Origin of the sequence: Bdellovibrio bacteriovorus HD100 (assembly GCF_000196175.1) — a bacterium.
Taxonomy (GTDB): domain Bacteria; phylum Bdellovibrionota; class Bdellovibrionia; order Bdellovibrionales; family Bdellovibrionaceae; genus Bdellovibrio; species Bdellovibrio bacteriovorus.
In genome coordinates, this window is the sequence record NC_005363.1 from 524,293 (window position 1) to 541,131 (window position 16,839).

The following is a 16,839-nucleotide window of genomic DNA, read 5'->3' on the forward strand; positions in this document are numbered from 1 at the left end:
TTCTGTGGCAAAACATCCAGTTTGTTTTGTTTTGGAAATCTTCAAGTCCGTCGACCAGACCCAGCCTAACAATGCCGCAAGAACGGAGACAAAATTAATTTAAAAGAAGACATGAGGAGGGGTTATGGAGCTGGTGCGTCTCATGGGTTTCTTGACTGTTCTGAGCCTTGCTTTGAGTGCGAACGCGCAGAATTCAAAGGACTACTTGGTCGTTGTGGACAGAATTCCGGTAAGTGAACTGCGCTGGGTGATGACACAGTCAGGGGATCATGGAGTCAATGCGAAGAGCTACTGGTCGGATTCAATGGAGCAAACTTTTTTGGTTGATCCACTCAATCCCACTCTGCGAAATCAGGCGAGCGTTAACTATCTGCGCCTGCTGCAGAATGTTTCCACTGGAATTGTCGATCCGGCCCTGGTGGGTGTGGATGTGAAACTGACCAAGAAAAAATTCCCGACAGCCCTGGAGCTCGAGACTGCGTTGGCTGCCGCCGGACAAAATCCCAATGTGCTGCTGGAATCAATGTCCCCGCAGTCTCCTCAATATCTGGCGTTGCGCGACAGTCTTCGCAAATTGAACAATGCCTGTGTAAACAACCTGTGGCCAGCCTTGCCCAAAGTCAAAAAGACTTTGAAGCTGGGGAGTAAAGACGCCATTTTGATTCCTTTAAAAACACGCATGACTCAACTGGGATATCCCATGACCAGTCTGGACAATGTCTTTGATGACAAAGTGGTGGCGGCGGTGAATGACATTCAGTGGAACCTGCGTTTTAAACCGGACAGCAAAATTTCCCCAGGCGGCAAAACTTGGAAGTACCTGAATGTGTCCTGTCAGGATCGTATGCGCCAGATCCGTCTGGATATGGAAAAGCTGCGCTGGTTCCCTCAGCACTTTGAAGACCGCTATATCTTTATCAATCTGGCGATGTCCTATTTTAGCCTGGTCGACAAGAGTGGAGGGGGCTTTTATTCAATGAGTTTCCGCACGATCAACGGTCGACCAGAAAGAAAGTCTCCGACGATGAAAGACAAGATCGTCTACATCGTGATCAATCCATTCTGGGTGGTGCCTCCGACGATCTTCCGCGAAGACAAGGTCGAAGAGATCAAGAATTTATGGCCTTGGGAGATCCGCGAATACTTTGATACCCGTCATTATCAGGTTTGGAACAAGTCCTTCACTCAAAGGTTCGATCCGGCCAGTATTGACTGGTACAACATGGATCCAAATCAGGATGCCAATATTTATATTCGTCAAAGCCCGCATCGCATGAATGCCCTGGGCTCATTGAAGTTTATGATGACCAATTCCTATGCGATCTATCTGCATGATACGAATCAGCGGGAATTGTTCGCCGAGCCTCATCGACTGCTTAGTTCCGGTTGTGTGCGGGTGGAAAAGCCCGTGGATCTTGCCGAATACCTGCTGAAGGGGACTGAATGGGACCGCGCTGCGATCGAGCGTTATATGGCAAAACCCGGGGAAGTGCTGGATAAAGACACCAAGGTTCAACTGAAACAGCAGATGCCGGTCTATATGGTGTTCCTGACGTCGCAGCTGAGTTCTGATGGAATTCTGCGCTTTGCCGAGGACTCTTACAGACAAGGCACCCGTTTGTTAAGACTGGGTGCCTGGTAGGTTCTTGAATATTAACGTCCGGCTGGAATCGTTGTGGTGGTTGTAGAATTGATGATCGGTACCGGTGCCAGGGAACTGGTGCCGGTGGAGTAGATCGGTGTTGGTCCCGACGACGTGCTGGAGCTGAGTGTTCCACCCAGATAGCTTGTGCCACCGTACTGCACCTGCTGAATTCGATACATCAGGTTGTACATCTCTTGCTGCAGGGAAGACACAGTTTGGTATTTCTGCACCATCTGTTGCTGGTATTGCTGCTGATACTGCATCGCTGTTTGATACTGTTGCATCTGCATTTGCATCATCTGTTGTTGCAGTGCCATCGAAGAAGAATCATATCCGGTCATGGATCCCATCATCGAACCGTAGCCCATCATGCTTCCACTGTAGGTGCCCATCATAGAACCCATCATACTGCCAGTCATGGAACCCATCATTGAACCATAGTTACCCATCATGGACCCCATCATTCCACCATAGCCGGCAAGTCCGCCGACCATGCTGCTCATCATGGATCCGCCCATCATACTTCCCATCATGGAGCCATAGCCCATCATGTTGCCCATCATTCCACCCATCATGGCGCCGCCGTACATACCAAGGCCCCCCATGCCGCCCATGTTCATTCCGTTCATGCCCCACGGGCCCATGCCGGAGGCATACATTCCGCCACCCATGGTGTTACCCATCATGCCTGCGGGATACCCGAAGGCTCCGCCCATGCCGGCATTTCCGTACATGCCACCCATACCATAGGCGCCTGTCATGCCCATGGCGCCATTCATGTTGCCCGTGCCGTTCATACCACTGCCACAGCCGAAGCTGCCCTGACCGGTGCCTCCGCTGACCGCGCCATAAAGACCCGCCATCAGATAGGGGTATCCATAGCTCAAAGCCGGGTAGGACTGTGTCGGCCAGCCGGCGTTGGAGTTGTATTCAGCAACCATCTGATTTTGTTTGTAACCCACATACGACGCGAACAATCCTGTGCCCACGTTAGCGATCACATTGGCCCAATCTGTTTTCGGAGCGGAGGCCTGAGATCCATTTCCTTGAGCAATACACTCGACGCAAACGCCACCTTCAGTGTCAGAAGAGGCAAGGCCGTTGCGGCGGTCCTCCAAAGCGTCGGCTTTGGCGTCTTTCAGATCTTCTTTCAGGTTGGTGATCTGGTTTTCCATGCGTTCGATTTCACGTTGCAGTTTTTCTGACTGGGAATACTGCTTGCGATAGTCTGACAGACCTTTTTTACAAGTGGTGGCATCGCTGCCCCGGCCGCCATCAGTTTCACGGTATTTGGAATTGGAGCAAACTGATCCGCTGACAGAACCCGCTTTGCCGCGGTCGCAGTACTGGTACCATTCCGCGGTGGAAAAACCATACACCGGAATCATGTCGGCGTTGGGGGCTGCGGCTTCGCCACCTTCTTCGCCTTGAGCGATAAATTCCCCGGACTGCTCCTGCAGGCCCTTGTACTCTTCACAGCGGCGGGAATTTTCCATGTGTTCAAAGATAAAGTCGGCATAGTCGCTGGAGATGGATTTTTCCACATCAGTGCGGGTTCGTTGCAGGGTGCGGTCGATCTTTTTCTTTTCGGCCTTTTTGGTTTTTAGCTGCTGCTGGGCCTCTTGCAGTTCGGCCTGAATTTCTTTGGTGCCGTCATCGACGCTGGTGGCGCCGTTGCCCGCACGCATTCCGGTGGAACAGCTTTGCATCCCGCCGTACATTCCAGTGCCCCACATCGAAGTTTGTGCCGTGGCCAGCGCCGGTGTGATCAGAAAAATTGTCAGAAGAATTTTTTGTAACATGGTCCCGCCTTATTTACACATTCAGGATAGCGGGCAAGTATTGAGCGATTATGGAGTTAGGACCTCACGGTTTAAAGTGAGATCCTGTGGAGGGACGGGGATTAAACGGCTTTTTCCAGGCGATAGCCCTGGCCATAGACGGAATTGATTTTCACCATGGTGACACCGTTTTTGGTCAGCTTGGAACGGATATGGCTGATGTGGGAATCTACGGTGCGATCAAATATTTCCTCGCCCGAAGCCAGGCGTTCTATCAGCTGTTCGCGGGTCACAATTGTTTCCGGGTGTTCAAAGAACGTCGTCAGGATTTCAAATTCCCGGCGGTTCAGATTGATCAGAGCTTCGCCATTCTTAAGCACCTGCTGATTTTTGATCAGGGTCAGGCCGGCAAATCGAACCAGTTCCAGTGTTGCCTTGTTGTCAGCCAGCTGGTTGCGGATGCGGGCAATCAGTTCGCGCTGACTGAAGGGTTTGCGAACATAGTCATTGGCGCCCTGGTCAAAGCCTTGCACAACACTTTCTTCATCAGTGCGTGCGGTCAGGAAGATCACGGGATTTTTCTGGTCTTGGGCGCGCAACCAGTTGCAGAAATCCATCCCGCTGCCATCGGGAAGGTTGATGTCCAAAAGATAAAGATCTGCTTTGCATTCTGCGCTTTGGCGTTTGGCATCAGCAAGGGTTTGCACCCACTCTACTTTATAGTTTTCGAGTTCCAACTGCAGTTGGACGGCTTTGCCAATTACTGGGTCATCTTCAAGCAGAAAAATAGTGCTCATATAGTCTCCAGCCTACCATAGGCTTCGTGGTTGTCTCAGGTCTTATTCTTACCGGGGAGTATTGAGCAATTGTGGAAGCTGGGCCAATGTCCCGGTTTGAAACGGGGACCCGGGGTGTTGAAGCTGGTCAAAGCCCTTGGGATCAGGCATGATTTCCCAGAGTTTTTAGCAAATGTAAGGAGACCTCATGGCTTCAGTTTTCACCAAAATTATTAACGGCGAATTTCCCTGCTATAAAATTTATGAAGACGACAGCATCCTGTCCTTCCTGGCGCTGGATCAGGTCAATTTGGGACATACGCTGGTGATCAGCAAAGAAGAAATCAATCATTGGACAGAAGTGCCGTCTGAAACCTACGCTCATCTTCACAAAGTTTCCCAGAAGATCGGAAAAGCCATTTTGAAGGCGTCAGGTTCCCCGCGTGTGGGACAGATTGTCGCAGGCTTTGAGGTTCCGCACTATCATCTGCACCTGATCCCGGCATGGTCCATTCCTGATCTGGATTTCAAACGCGCCCAGCGCCGTTCCGATGCCGAGATGAAACAGATCCAGTCTGAAATCATCAAACACCTGGAAGCGATGAAATAACTTAATACGGAGGCCCTATGAATCCCTGGCATGATTTGAGTCCCGGAGAAAAAGCTCCGGAAGTGGTGACCGCGCTGATTGAAATTCCCGCAGGATCCAAAACCAAGTTCGAGCTGGACAAGGTTTCAGGCCTTCTGAAAGTGGACCGGGTGCTTTACAGCTCGGTTCACTATCCTGCCAACTATGGTTTTATTCCGCGCACTTATTGTGGTGATCATGACCCGCTGGACATTCTGGTGTTGGGTCAGGCCCAAGTGTATCCGCTCAGTATTATGCGGGCCCGTCCGGTGGGTTGCATGCGCATGCTCGATCAGGGCGAGATGGACGACAAGGTCATTGCGGTTCATGAAGATGATCCCGAGATGGCGCACATCCATTCCATCAAGGATCTGGCGCCGCACCAGTTGAAAGAAATCCGCAACTTCTTTGAAATCTACAAGGGTCTTGAAAACAAAAAGGTCGAAGTCGAAGGCTTCCACGATCTGCCGGAAACCCTGAAGATCATCAAAGAGGCCTTTGATCTGTACAAACAGGAACGAACGACGCTGTTGAAGCAGTCTGAAAGCGGCCATGATTAAAGAAACAGCCCACGACATCGTTGCTGGCGGTATCTATCAGCATTATTCCGGCAAACAATACCGTGTGATCGGCGTCGGCCGGCACAGTGAAAGCCTGGATGAGATGGTGTTTTACGAATCCCTTTACAACAACTCGGTTGGCCGTCTGTGGTGCCGACCCTTGCCGATGTGGAATGAAATTGTTGAAGTTGAAGGGCAGAAAGTTCCGCGTTTCAAATTCCTGTTCAAGTAACGAGGTCAATTGTGCCTGAAGCCCACTGGAAGCTGACAGAGGTCCCCGTAATCCAAGGCCCCATGGCGGGAGGCTACACCACAGCCGAGCTGGTTTCTGCTGTCAGTAACAGCGGGGGGCTGGGCTCGATCGGTGCTGGATACATGTCACCGGATTCCTTGCGCTTGCTCATTCAAAAAGTAAAAAATTTGACCACAAGACCTTTTGCGGTGAATCTGTTCATTCCAACGTCCCCGGCGGTGGATCTGCTGCAGGTCGAAAGAATGAAGAAACTTCTGCTGCCATTCTATCGGGAACTGGGGATGGATTCCGTTCCTGAGCTTTCCTATGACCCTGATCTTTTCCAAAAACAATTTGCCGTTGTGCTGGAAGAAAAAGTCCCTGCTTTCAGTTTCACCTTCGGGTGCCTGAAGCCGTCAGAGATGGCGGCGCTGAAATCTCTGAACGTGTTTGTCATGGGGACTGCCACCAGTTTGGAAGAGGCAGAGTATTTGCAAAAGCAGGGTTGTGATGCGGTGGTGGCGCAGGGCCTGGAGGCCGGAGGTCATCGCGGGTCTTTTTTGGATGGAAAGTTTCCGCTGTTGCCTGCGAAAAATCTGGTTCAGGAGATATCGGAAAGGTTTCAGATCCCGGTGATCGCCGCTGGTGGAATTGTGAGCAAAGCAGACATGCAAACGATGCTTTCTGCCGGTGCGGTTGCGGTTCAAATCGGCACGGCTTTCCTGGTCTGTCACGAAAGCGGAGCTTCACAGGAATACCGGGACCTTTTGCTCAAAGGAAAACCCAAAGATACAGAACTAATTAAAGTCTTCAGTGGTCGCTGGTCTCGAGGATTGAGCAATCGGTTTTCCCGGGAAATGAAAATTCACGAAACTGATACTCCGGACTATCCAATTCAACACTGGCTGACGACTCCGTTGCGAAAAAAAGCGCAGGAAAGCGGTCGTCCTGAGTTTCAGTCACTGTGGTCAGGACAAGGTTTGGGCTCTCTGAGGGCGTGTTCTGTGGCTGAGTATATGGCCACATTAAGTCGGTAGAATTTTCAGATTATTCAGGAGTTTCCGCCACCTAGGGTGGGGTTATCAGTAAGCTTTCAGTTGGCGTTCAAGGCCTTCTCATTTATCGCTAAATAAGGTGCGGGGTCTTTACAGTTTCCGGGGGCGGGCCTACAAACGGGCCTCACTGGAGAACTCGATAAATGAAATGGGCCCTTGCACTTATTTTTGCCATGTCTTCTGCTGCCCAGGCACAGGAGAAAACAACGACCACCACCACGGCGGTGCTTCAAGGCACGTCGACCACCGAAAGCACACCAAAGATTGAAAACGAGGCGGAAGAAGCTCCGGTGCTGAGCCAAGTGGCGACTGTCACTGAAGTCAAAAAAGAATACCCGCAATTTGAGTTCACATCGTATGGTTACATCTCCTTTTCCCAAGGCGAGACGTTTAAAACCGTTCAGAACCTTGAACCGATCGTTCGTCGTTCCATGGATCTGGCAGAGTTTGCCTTTGAGGGTGAATACAAACTGACTGACAGCTCTAAAATCGAGTTCGAAGTTGAAATTGAACACGGTGGCGTCGGTACGACCATTGAATTCGATCCCTTCGAAGAGTTCGGGGAATTTGAACAGGAGATCGAAAAGGGCGGGGAAGTTGTCCTTCACGAAATCTACTATAAAAAGGATTTCAAAAAGACCGACACGTCCGTGCGTTTTGGTAAATTTCCTCTGTTCATCTCTTTGGGCTCTGTGCTAACGAAACCACACAAGTACCCAACCATTCTGGCCTCTGATCTTGAAGGCCGCATGATTCCACTGGGCTGGGCTGAAACCGGCGCAGGTGTTGAACAGAAATACAAAGGCTTCACCGGTCGTGTGTCTTTGGTGAATGGATTGAACTCGGAGTTCTTCCGTACCTACTCGTGGGTGGGCGGTGGTTATCAGCGCCACTTTGAAAGCATGAATGCCGACAATCTGGCGACGTTGTTCAGTCTTGAATTCGGCTCCGTCTCCAAAGGCACGGGCATTGCGGTTTCCCAGTACTCTGGTGACACCACGGACAACCGCTACAAAGTCGACAAACTGAAAGTTCCTGCTGTGGTCCGCATCACATCCGTGATGGGCAACTACAAATGGAAAGGTCTTGGTATCGCAGCGGAGTACATTGAAGGTTCTTTGGACAATTCAGACAAAGTATCCGCAGCCAACGCCACTTTGGGTGGTCTGGCGAAACCAAAGGCGTTTGCGCCACTGGGTCACAAAGCCCGTCTGGAATCCGTGCAGCTTTCCTATGACTGGGAAACTCCGGGTCTGGTGTTCTTCCTGAAAGCCGAACACGTGAACACCTTTGCAGATGTTCAGGGCAGCATCGTTAAAAATCCGCGTTACGATGTCAGCCGCCGTTCGGGTGGTTTCATGTGGATGTGGGATACGGCGGCCTTCATGAAGGTGCAGTATGCCCGCGACAAAACCGAACTGGAAGGTTTGCCTGAAACCTACCAGGCCAACGTGGCCTTCGGTTTCGATCTGTCCGCTTTTGAAAAGTAATTTAAATTTTTTATTAACAACCAAGGAGACTTAAAATGAAAGCTCTTAAAATGATGTTGGCAGCAGTGGCGTTCGCCGGTGCGACGGCCCAAGCTGCAACCAACAAAGAAATCATCAATCATGTTTCTTACAACGTGATTCTTGCGACTTACAACGACCTGGCGACTAAAACTGCGGAATTGTCTGCAGCAGTTGACGCTTTGGCAGCCAGCACCAATCAGGAAAACCTGGATAAAGCTCAGGCCGCTTGGCGCGCAGCTCGTATTCCTTGGGAAAGCTCTGAATCCTTCCTGTTCGGTCCGGTGGATTCTTTGGGTATCGATCCTTTGTTAGACACTTGGCCTTTGAATAAGTTGGATTTGGACTCTGTTATGTCCTCCAACCGCAAGATCACTGTGGATCTGGTGCGTGCACTGGGGACCAACCTGCAGGGTTTCCACACTTTGGAATATCTGCTGTTCGGTGACGGCAAAGTTTCCAACACAAAACCAGCAGCTTCTTTGACTGCAAAACAACTTGAGTACTTGAAAGCAAGTGCACAGCTTTTGGCTGAACACACGGCGGAACTGGCTCACGCCTGGACGACGAACTATGATCCGGAAAACCCGGCGGCTCCAGGTTACGTAAAAGTGATCAGCACTCCGGGCTTGAACAATGAATTCTACTCTTCTGAAAGAGCCGTCATGGAAGAATTCGTTCAAGGCATGATGGGTATCGTTGACGAAGTTGCCAACGGTAAAATGTCTGACCCAATGGGCGCGGACATCGGCTCTGCGAACATGGCGTTGGTTGAATCTCCATTTGCCTGGAATTCTTTGAAAGACTTCCAGCACAACATCCGTTCCGTTTACAGCATCTACACTGGCCACTACAAAAACAACAAAGGCCCGGGCGTAAAAGCCTTGGTTGAAAAAGTGGATGCGTCCTTGGCAGCTCGTGTTGAAGCTGACATCCTGAATTGCATCGCTTTGATCGAAGCGATCCGTCCAGCAGGTGGTGGTGACTTCGGTCAGGCGATCTTCACTAAAGACGGCCGTGCCCGCACTCAGGCGGCAATTGAAGCTCTGAACGCACTTCACGCAACACTGGAGTCTGAAGTTCTTCCGACTCTGGACATGTAATCGGGAAATATATGAAGGCTTGGATTGTACTGACTGTTTTGAATTTGATGGCAGGGGCGGCGACAGCTGCTCCTCAAATTGACATGGACTATGTTCACGCGGAGAAATCCGGTGGCGAGACCACAGTGTTTTTCAAAGGCCAGTCCATCTGGGCCTTCCGCAACCCGGCTGCAAATTTGTCTGAAGAAGAGATCGCTCGTCACCTGACGGGCGACGCTCTTTTTGAGAGAAATTTCTCTGATGATCCGAATCGTTTTGAATATGGTTTGGGTCCGGTCCATAACAACACCAGCTGCAATGCCTGTCACGCCAAAGACGGCCGTGGGGCTTTGCCGGTGGTTCCTTTCAATAAAGAATGGGTGCCTTTGCGCCAGAATGAAGCGGTCTTCCTGCGTATCAGCATTGAAGACGGTGTGAAAAAGCCAAAGACAAAAGAAAACAAATTCGGCGCTCCAGTGCCGGTTCCGGGTTTCTCGGATCAATTGTTCCACCTGGGTTCGTTGGGGGTTCGTGAGGATCTTCCGGGGACAGGGCAGGCCCAGGTCTGGATGAAATATGAAAAGTCCCAGTTCACCTATCCTGATGGGGACGTGGTTGAATTGCGCAAGCCCGTGTTCAAAGTCACGGGTGCGTATGACGAATACTTCGACTCTGTGAGTGGCGAAATGAAAAGCCGTCTTTATGAAAAAGACGTTCGCATGGGCGCGCGTATCGGAACACCGATGATCGGTTTGGGTTTGCTTGAGGCGATCAAAGAATCCGACATTTTGGCATTGGCCCAGCGTGATCTTTCTGCGGAAGGTGTTTCCGGAAAAGCCAACTGGGTGTTTGATATCGAAAAAAGCATGGCGGGAGATCCGTACCCGGTTTCCCTGGGTCGTTTCGGTTTGAAGAACAACACTCCATCCGTATTGCACCAGTCTTTGGGGGCTTTGCGCGGTGATATCGGTGTGACGAACTATGCCTTCCCTGATGAAAGCATCGCGGGAACTCCGCTGTATGAAGCATACAGAAGCGGACGTGAACCTCACGCCGGTGTGGAAGCGACTGATCAGGTGGCCAACGACATCGTTTTCTATTCTCAGACACTGGCCGTGCCGGCGCGTCGCGGAGCGACCGAAGCCGAAGTGATTCGCGGTGCAGGGATCTTCCATCAGGTCAGCTGCACAACGTGCCACCAGCCAAGCTTCACCACTGGCGATCATCCGATCAAAGCTTTCGCGAATCAAAAAATCTATCCTTACACCGACCTGCTTTTGCACGACATGGGAGAAGGCCTGGCAGACGGTCGCCAGGATTTCGATGCTGACGGACGCGAATGGAAGACCCGTCCTTTGTGGGGGATGGGACACACTCAAACCATCAATCCTCGTGCGGGCTTTCTGCATGACGGTCGTGCGCGCACTCTGGAAGAGGCGATCTTGTGGCATGGTGGTGAGGCTGAGTATTCCAAAAACAAATTCGCACGACTTCCCAAAGCGGATCGTTCCGCTTTGATTCAGTTCATCAAGTCGTTGTAATGACTTGATTCAGTCTGAACTGAGTGCGTGAAAACTGGACCTCAGATTTGTGGCAAAACACAGTTCGACCATAGTATCATCTAATCTAAGCTTCTATTGGGGCTGGTAAGGAGGTGATGCTTATGGTTAAAAACGTAGACATAACCAAGGCGGAGGTGACGTCCTCTTAGGACGCCTAGACCTTCGCCGAGGGTTCGAAAGAATCATAAACCTAAGAGCGACCGTAAGGTCGCTCTTCTTATTTGGGGCACTTGTAATTCAAATCTGGCCTAAATAAACCACCGTCCGTTCTAACTTAAATCCCTGAAATACCGATAAATTCCCTAATATGTCGGACGAAAACAAACCCCAGGACAGCCAAGAGGTGGATCTTTCTGCCTTTATCGACTTTGAACAGGTCGAAGAGGTGTCCCGTGCGTTCTTCGAAGAGTCCAAAGAGATTCTGGAAGATCTCGACAACCTGATTCTCAAGCTGGAAAACAATCCGGAAGATCAGGATCAGGTGAATGTGCTTTTCCGGAAAATTCACACCATCAAAGGCAGCGTCGGCGCCGTTCCCGGCGGTCAGTTGTTGGGCTCTTTGTCACATGAATTTGAAGCCCTGCTCACCCGGATCAAACGGGAATCCCGTCCGGTCACCAAAAACTGCATTGATCTGTTCCTGAAAAGCTCCCGCATACTGAAGGTTCTTGCGCAAAGCCTCCGCGACAAGCGCGAAGTCTATCCGGAAGAACTCAGTGAAGCCATTGAGATTATCTCTGCCTATGGAGTCTTTGAATTCGGCGATGAATCCTCGCCGCGGGCGAATCGACCTGCAGCCAGTCGGGCGGTGTCTTCGTCAGACGACGAAGGCGTGTGGTTGAGTGTAAAACAGATGAACGAGCTTTTACGGTTGTCCGGCGAACTGCTGGTGCTTAAAAACTTTTTCCAGATGATGAATCAGACGGTGAACTTCCGGGTTCAGCCCGAGGTCTTTGAACGCCGTCAAAGCGATTTTGCCCAGAATCTGGGGAAGATCAGTGACCAGTTCCAAAGCCAGGTGCAGAGTGTGCGCAAGGAAAAAGCCGGAGACAGTCTTTCCGGTTTGCCGCTGCTGGTGCGTCAGGCTTCCACCGAATTGAACAAAAGTGTTCATCTGGAATTCACGGGATCGGATCTTCTGATCGACAAGGGACTTGGGAAAGACCTCTATGAATGTCTTGTGCATCTGGTGCGAAACTCCATCGATCACGGGATCGAGGATCAGTTTGAGCGCGCCGTGCAGGGAAAACCCACGATTGGTTTGCTGAATCTGGAAGTGCTGGAAAAGAACGGCGCTGTGCATGTGATCTTTAAAGATGACGGCAAAGGTCTGGATCGCGAGCGCATTCTTCAACGCGCCATTAAAAATGCCCTGGTGACGGAAGAAGCCGCAAAGAGTCTTGCGGATGAGCAGATTTACAAATTTATCTTCCACGCCGGCTTCTCGACCAAAGAGAAAGTCACGACCATTTCCGGTCGTGGAGTCGGTATGGATATTGTTCTGTCCACGGTGGAAAGATACAAAGGGCGCATTCAGATTGACAACAATCCGGGAGCCGGTGCGACTTTCCATCTGGAAATTCCGATCCCCCAGCATATTATGGTCGAAAGTGCGTTGCTCTGTGCGTGGAGTCACTTCCAGCTGGCAGTGCCATTGACGTCGGTGGCGCACATCACTTCCTGTGATGAACTGCAGGTCACCACGGTGGATCATCTGCGCTATTGCCAGTTCAGCGGCATGACGGTGCCGCTTCTGAACTATAGTGAGATTCTGAATCTGCGCACTTCGGTCTCCGACGAGGTTGTTCGCAACTCATCGGCAGTCTTTATTCGTATGAAAGAGGCGGTCTTTGCCCTGCTGGTGGATCGTATCGATGCGCAGACCGACCTGGTCGTAAAGTCCTTTGGCACTATGATCGGCGAGCAAAAAGGTTTCAAGGGCATTTCCATCCTGGCAGATGAAAAAGTGACTTATATTGTGGATCCGGAAAAAATGATGGCTTTGATGATGTTTGACCAGCAGAAGCACGAGGAGGCCGCATGAGTGATTTCTTCGGTGATGACTTCACAGCGGAACTCAAAGCCTATTTCCTGGACAGCGTGACCAAGGAGATAGACAAGTTCATTGATCTGACCGATGAAAAATTATGGCGCCGGATTCTGTCCGAGGTTTCCGAGCAAACCCGCGCCTGGGCTGTGGATGCCAAAACAAATGAGTTCCTGCATCTGGCCGCGTGGCTGGAAGGTTTTGATGAAAAGAGCCGCAACCTGGAAGGGGCTGCGGAGTTGATCAAAGCCTTGAAGACTCTTAAGGGCTATGTAGAAGCTCTGGGTGTTGAAAAGGCCGATTCAGCGGATCTGGCCACCCGTTTTGCGCTCAATGCGCAGAACCTGCGGGAGATTCTGCTTCTGCACTGCCGCTTTGGCAGCCAGGAGTTCGCCGTTCCGATCTTAAGTGTGATCGAAATCAGCGGCAGGCTGCCGCTCTACGATCTGCCAGAGAAAAAAGAGGGCCTTCTGGGAGTCATTCCGTTCCGCGGTGAAGCGGTGCCGGTGGTGAATCTTCAGGATCATGGCTTTGCCCGGATGGATGCTGACAATTTCTTCTATGTGATTTGTGAAGAGCAGGGGGTTCGATTCTCTCTGCAGGTCACTCACACCGATGACATGATCAGCCTGAAAGAAGCCGATTTGCAAAATTTTGAAAACCAATCCTCCATGATGTCTGCGAACTTTGTTCACCAGTTTTTCATCAAAGACCGCCGCAGTATCATGGTTCTGGATCTTGAAAAACTGGTGGCTTGATGAACACTCATTATCTTTTTCCCGGTAAGCTGGCGGCCTTCAAAGAAGAGACCGTGATTTCCACTTTGCTGGGCTCTTGCGTGGCGGTGGCTTTGCATGACCCCACAACCCGCATCGGCGGCTTGAATCACTATCTGCTTGCCGATGGCATGCCGGACGAACGCGAGAACACGCGCTATGGGGCGCATGCCATTCCGTTGCTGATTGAAGAGTGTGTTCATCTGGGAGCCAATCGCGGCCGCCTGCAGGCCAAGATTTACGGCGGCGGGAATGTGATCAGTGTTTCCCAGATTGGGGAAGGCATTGGCAAGCGCAACATCGAGTTCGCGGAAAAGATCCTGCGTGATCACGGCATTCCGATCCTGGAAAGAAATGTCGCCGGTGAATCGGCGCGCACAATTAAAATGAACACGGCCACTTTTGAAGTGCTGCACAACTCCTCGCAAGGGGGCAGTGTTGATAAACCTGTGGATGTCTCGGGCTTCAGACCCTTGGCTGTGGCCAAAAGCGTGAAGGTTCTGGTCGTCGATGACTCGGCAACCGTGCGAACTCTGTTCACGAATATCTTCACCAAAAGCGGACTGGAAGTTGTCGGTTCTGCGGCGGACGCCTATCAGGCGCGTGAAATGATTTTGAGCAAGAAACCCGACGTTCTGACTCTGGACATCGAGATGCCGAAGATGTCGGGTGTGATGTTCCTGGAAAAGCTGATGAAGCATCACCCGATCCCGGTGGTGATGGTTTCCTCTTTGGCCAGTACCGGTGAAGCGGCGATGAAATCCCTGGAGCTGGGTGCTGTGGAGTTCGTGCACAAGCCTTCGCAGTTTGACCCGGCGGTTTTAAAGGACCTGGCGGGAATGCTGGTGGACAAAGTCCGCGCGGCGGCTTCGGTGAATATTTTGAAGAAACTTAAAGAGACTCCGGCCCCTCAGGAAATCAAGACCACCACCTTTGCGACTCCGACCCGTCGTCGTGCGGCTGAGTTGAAAGTGGTGGTGCTGGGCGGAAATGCCGGCAGTGCGGAAGCGCTGGAAAAGTTTGTCAAAGGCCTTGCGGCGGACACGCCTCCGGTGGTGGTGGCCTGCAGTACGGTGGCGAACTTTGTGACGGCTTTCATCAGCAAGCTGAAGGTGGGATCCAAAGTCACGCCGGTGGTGGGTAAAGACGGTGATTTCCTCAGAATGGGGCATGTTTATTTTGTGCCAGCCGAACACCATGGGAAAATCGTCACCGGTCCTCAGGGACCCGTGCTGAATCTTTCCAAAGGAGCTCCGGTTTCCTCACAATTGCCTTCGGCGAACGTGCTTTTCAACTCGGCGGCGCAGTCTTATGGGCAGGGTGTTTATGCCCTGCTGTTGGGTGGGTTTGGCACCGACGGAGTCGATGGACTGGTGGAAGTGCAAAAACGCGGTGGCGCCAGCGTGGTGCAGCACCCGGAAGAAGCTCAATTTCCCTATGCTCCTCAAAAAGCGATTGAACTGGGAGTGGCGGATGAGATACTTAAAGCCGACATGTTGGCGCATCACCTGATGCAGTATCGAAACCAAAACTTATACTAGGATCTTCGTTGGAACTGCAAAATTTTATCGGAGGGGCCTTTGTCCCTTCCGACAGTCAGAAAACCTTCGCAAAAATTTCTCCTTTTGATGGCACGGAACTGGCGCGCGTGACGGCGTCAGATGCCATGGATGTGATTAAAGCCATCCAGTCGGCAAAAAAAGCGGCCCCTGTGATGAAGGATATGCCTTTGTCTGACCGTGCCTCTTTGCTGTTGAAGCTGGCCTCTGCTCTGGAGGAAAAATCCGACGACTGTGCTTATCAGGAAGCCCTTCATCAGGGCTTGCCTCAAAGTTTTGTTCTGGAGCACAGTCTGCGTCCGGCCATCAGAATTTTGAAAGAAGTCGCGGGAAGTCTGAATCAGCCCCTGTCAGCCCAGGTGCTGCCGCAGCCCGTGGGGCTTGTGGGTATTATCGCTTCGTGGAACTTGTCTTTGCTATTGGTGATCGAGCGCTTGGCCCCGGCTTTGGCAGCGGGGAATGCGTGTGTGGTGAAGATCTCTGAGCTGTCGCCGATCACGGCGCAGATTCTGGGTGAGGCTTTGCAAAAAGCGGAAGTCCCGGCAGGAGCCGTGTCTTTGCTTCAAGGGGATGCCGAAGTCGGCAAGGTCGTGGCTGGTCATCCCAGCATTCACGCGGTGACGGCTGTGGGGAAGACCTCCACGATGGAACAAATTGCCAAGGCGGGTCTTTCACAGTTTAAGAAACTGCAACTGGCTGGCAGCGTGAAGAACTCTTCCGTGGTGCTCTCCGGGACTGACTTTCAGGCGCAGATGGCAGAGATTCTGAAATCCTTCCTGGTGGGTCAGGGGCAGCTTTGCTGGAACAGCTCCCGTTTGTTCCTTTTGGAATCCATGTCCGCTGATTTTATTGAGGCGATGAAGACATATCTTGATAAGCTGGAGCCTTTGATGGACCCGAAGGGCACTTCTCCGTGGACGCCGCTGATCACGTCCGCCCGTCGCGAAGAACTGCAGAAGAAAGTTCAGGAAGGCAAAGTCGAACATGGGAAAGTATTGTCGGGTGGTGACAGCGGTCCGGGCCCGGGCTTTCACATGAAGCCGGTGATGATGCTGGATCTGCCGAACTGTTCGGTTCTGCAGCAGGATGAATTGCAGGGCCCTTTGTTTCTGATGACTCCGGTCAAATATCAGCATGAAATTCTGAAGTGGGCGAACACGTCTTATCTGGCTCAGTCCGCGGTGGTCTGGGGGCCTCAGGAAAAACTGGGTAAGGTGGCTTCGCAGTTGGATTGCGCGCAAGTGTGGCTGAATCAGTGGCAGCCCAATTCCCTCAACAATGTCTTTGGATTCAAACAATCCAGCTTCGGAAATCCAGATCAAGCCTGGTCAGGCACCTTTTATTCGGATGTTAAGATCTTGACGGGGACATTGTAACGTCAAAGAGGTGACGAAATCCCCGTCGAAAAGTTGACCGGACCCTAGTTCAGAACGTGGGTGCGGTTGCGGGTTTTGACTTCGCAATGAGGGCAGAACGCCTCTTCTTTCACTTCAGAAACTTCACGGTCGGCAATGTGTTTTAGCTCCAGTACGGTGCCGCAAAGTATGCAATTGTTTTGGGAAATGATGAACTCACGGTGTTGTGGAGAGTCCGCTTTTTCGAAGTAGTTGATCTTGTTGTAATCCATG

Annotated in this window: 15 protein-coding genes; 12 read left to right on the top strand and 3 right to left on the bottom strand. The window is 51.5% G+C overall.

Annotated elements, in window-relative coordinates; all coding sequences use genetic code 11:
- Positions 1–124 precede the first annotated feature (124 nt).
- Positions 125–1,642: a L,D-transpeptidase family protein gene (locus BD_RS02580; protein WP_011163138.1), complete on the top strand. Its 1,518-nt coding sequence runs from the start codon at positions 125–127 to the stop codon at positions 1,640–1,642.
- An 11-nt stretch (positions 1,643–1,653) separates the two neighbouring features.
- Here BD_RS02580 and BD_RS02585 read toward each other — a convergent pair whose 3' ends face one another.
- Both BD_RS02585 and BD_RS02590 read right to left on the bottom strand, forming a co-directional pair.
- Positions 1,654–3,447, bottom strand: coding sequence for a hypothetical protein (locus BD_RS02585; protein ID WP_011163139.1), 1,794 nt, complete (start codon positions 3,445–3,447; stop codon positions 1,654–1,656).
- 101 nt (positions 3,448–3,548) lie between these two features.
- Positions 3,549–4,223 carry a response regulator transcription factor gene (locus BD_RS02590; RefSeq protein WP_011163140.1) on the bottom strand — a complete coding sequence of 225 codons (675 nt, stop codon included), beginning with the start codon at positions 4,221–4,223 and terminating at the stop codon, positions 3,549–3,551.
- 187 nt (positions 4,224–4,410) lie between these two features.
- Between BD_RS02590 and BD_RS02595 the strand changes: the two genes are divergently transcribed.
- The 11 genes from BD_RS02595 (at position 4,411) to BD_RS02645 (ending at position 16,587) form a co-directional block, all read left to right on the top strand.
- Positions 4,411–4,812, top strand: coding sequence for an HIT family protein (locus tag BD_RS02595; RefSeq protein ID WP_011163141.1), 402 nt, complete (start codon positions 4,411–4,413; stop codon positions 4,810–4,812).
- A 17-nt stretch (positions 4,813–4,829) separates the two neighbouring features.
- Positions 4,830–5,390 (top strand): inorganic diphosphatase, encoded by a 561-nt coding sequence (locus BD_RS02600; protein WP_011163142.1) that lies wholly within the window; start codon positions 4,830–4,832, stop codon positions 5,388–5,390.
- Positions 5,383–5,622: a DUF1653 domain-containing protein gene (locus BD_RS02605; RefSeq protein WP_011163143.1), complete on the top strand. Its 240-nt coding sequence runs from the start codon at positions 5,383–5,385 to the stop codon at positions 5,620–5,622. The genes BD_RS02600 and BD_RS02605 overlap by 8 nt, the downstream gene beginning before the upstream one ends.
- Before the next feature lie 11 nt (positions 5,623–5,633).
- Positions 5,634–6,659, top strand: a complete 1,026-nt coding sequence (locus BD_RS02610; RefSeq protein ID WP_011163144.1) for an NAD(P)H-dependent flavin oxidoreductase — start codon at positions 5,634–5,636, stop codon at positions 6,657–6,659.
- 161 nt (positions 6,660–6,820) lie between these two features.
- Complete coding sequence (locus tag BD_RS02615; RefSeq protein WP_011163145.1) at positions 6,821–8,167, top strand: hypothetical protein; 1,347 nt, start codon at positions 6,821–6,823, stop codon at positions 8,165–8,167.
- Between the two features lie 35 nt (positions 8,168–8,202).
- Positions 8,203–9,288 carry an imelysin family protein gene (locus BD_RS02620; protein WP_011163146.1) on the top strand — a complete coding sequence of 362 codons (1,086 nt, stop codon included), beginning with the start codon at positions 8,203–8,205 and terminating at the stop codon, positions 9,286–9,288.
- Between the two features lie 11 nt (positions 9,289–9,299).
- Positions 9,300–10,808, top strand: a complete 1,509-nt coding sequence (locus BD_RS02625) for a di-heme oxidoredictase family protein (RefSeq protein WP_011163147.1) — start codon at positions 9,300–9,302, stop codon at positions 10,806–10,808.
- 328 nt (positions 10,809–11,136) lie between these two features.
- Positions 11,137–12,873: a chemotaxis protein CheA gene (locus BD_RS02630; protein ID WP_011163148.1), complete on the top strand. Its 1,737-nt coding sequence runs from the start codon at positions 11,137–11,139 to the stop codon at positions 12,871–12,873.
- Positions 12,870–13,634, top strand: coding sequence for a chemotaxis protein CheW (locus tag BD_RS02635; RefSeq protein WP_011163149.1), 765 nt, complete (start codon positions 12,870–12,872; stop codon positions 13,632–13,634). The genes BD_RS02630 and BD_RS02635 overlap by 4 nt, the downstream gene beginning before the upstream one ends.
- Positions 13,634–15,193: a chemotaxis protein CheB gene (locus BD_RS02640; protein WP_041583447.1), complete on the top strand. Its 1,560-nt coding sequence runs from the start codon at positions 13,634–13,636 to the stop codon at positions 15,191–15,193. Before BD_RS02635 ends, BD_RS02640 begins: the two co-directional genes overlap by 1 nt.
- Before the next feature lie 8 nt (positions 15,194–15,201).
- A complete protein-coding gene (locus BD_RS02645) occupies positions 15,202–16,587 on the top strand; it encodes an aldehyde dehydrogenase family protein (protein WP_011163151.1) in 1,386 nt (461 codons plus the stop codon).
- A 44-nt stretch (positions 16,588–16,631) separates the two neighbouring features.
- Here BD_RS02645 and BD_RS02650 read toward each other — a convergent pair whose 3' ends face one another.
- Complete coding sequence (locus BD_RS02650) at positions 16,632–16,838, bottom strand: hypothetical protein (protein WP_038451376.1); 207 nt, start codon at positions 16,836–16,838, stop codon at positions 16,632–16,634.
- Between the last annotated feature and the right edge of the window lies 1 nt (position 16,839).

Bases quoted from the DNA above. Each gene is read 5' to 3' on its own strand.
- BD_RS02580 (WP_011163138.1), top strand. From the start codon at position 125: ATGGAGCTGGTGCGTCTCATGGGTTTCTTGACTGTTCTGAGCCTTGCT.
- BD_RS02585 (WP_011163139.1), bottom strand. From the start codon at position 3,447: ATGTTACAAAAAATTCTTCTGACAATTTTTCTGATCACACCGGCGCTG.
- BD_RS02590 (WP_011163140.1), bottom strand. From the start codon at position 4,223: ATGAGCACTATTTTTCTGCTTGAAGATGACCCAGTAATTGGCAAAGCC.
- BD_RS02595 (WP_011163141.1), top strand. From the start codon at position 4,411: ATGGCTTCAGTTTTCACCAAAATTATTAACGGCGAATTTCCCTGCTAT.
- BD_RS02600 (WP_011163142.1), top strand. From the start codon at position 4,830: ATGAATCCCTGGCATGATTTGAGTCCCGGAGAAAAAGCTCCGGAAGTG.
- BD_RS02605 (WP_011163143.1), top strand. From the start codon at position 5,383: ATGATTAAAGAAACAGCCCACGACATCGTTGCTGGCGGTATCTATCAG.
- BD_RS02615 (WP_011163145.1), top strand. From the start codon at position 6,821: ATGAAATGGGCCCTTGCACTTATTTTTGCCATGTCTTCTGCTGCCCAG.
- BD_RS02620 (WP_011163146.1), top strand. From the start codon at position 8,203: ATGAAAGCTCTTAAAATGATGTTGGCAGCAGTGGCGTTCGCCGGTGCG.
- BD_RS02625 (WP_011163147.1), top strand. From the start codon at position 9,300: ATGAAGGCTTGGATTGTACTGACTGTTTTGAATTTGATGGCAGGGGCG.
- BD_RS02630 (WP_011163148.1), top strand. From the start codon at position 11,137: ATGTCGGACGAAAACAAACCCCAGGACAGCCAAGAGGTGGATCTTTCT.
- BD_RS02635 (WP_011163149.1), top strand. From the start codon at position 12,870: ATGAGTGATTTCTTCGGTGATGACTTCACAGCGGAACTCAAAGCCTAT.
- BD_RS02640 (WP_041583447.1), top strand. From the start codon at position 13,634: ATGAACACTCATTATCTTTTTCCCGGTAAGCTGGCGGCCTTCAAAGAA.
- BD_RS02650 (WP_038451376.1), bottom strand. From the start codon at position 16,838: ATGGATTACAACAAGATCAACTACTTCGAAAAAGCGGACTCTCCACAA.